Here is a 438-nt window from a genome sequence, read left to right as displayed (position 1 = left end):
ATTTAAGTGCTAATGCAGTAGGAGCCATTGGAGGAGATTCTTTATTTGCAAGAGTAGCCTGTTACTATCATGATGTAGGCAAGCTTCGACATTCTCTTTTCTTTGTGGAAAATTTATCTTCTGGGATGGAAAATCCACATGATTTACTAACGCCTTTTGAGAGCAGAGATATCATTTTTGGCCATGTCAGCGAAGGCATCAAAATGTTGGAAGAAGCCAATATGCCGCAAACCATTATTGATATTTGTGCACAACACCATGGAACCACTTTAATGAAGTTTTTTTACGCCAAAGCAAAAGAACTAGATGCTGACGTAAAGGAAAGTGAGTTTAGGTATCCAGGACCAAAACCACAAACGAAAGAAGCAGCAGTCATTAGCATTGCAGATAGCGCAGAAGCGGCCATACGTTCTATGTCAAAACCGACAAAAGAAATGA

At 39.7% G+C, this 438-nt stretch carries 1 protein-coding gene; it reads left to right on the top strand.

What is annotated here, in order from left to right:
• Window positions 1-438 (top strand): HDIG domain-containing metalloprotein (locus RT405_RS03845; RefSeq protein WP_313467755.1); only part of this gene is annotated, 438 nt, incomplete at both ends.

It is taken from the genome of Carnobacterium sp. (genome assembly GCF_032094055.1).
Classification (GTDB): Bacteria; Bacillota; Bacilli; order Lactobacillales; family Carnobacteriaceae; genus Carnobacterium_A.
This window is presented reverse-complemented; position numbering and strand designations above follow the sequence as displayed.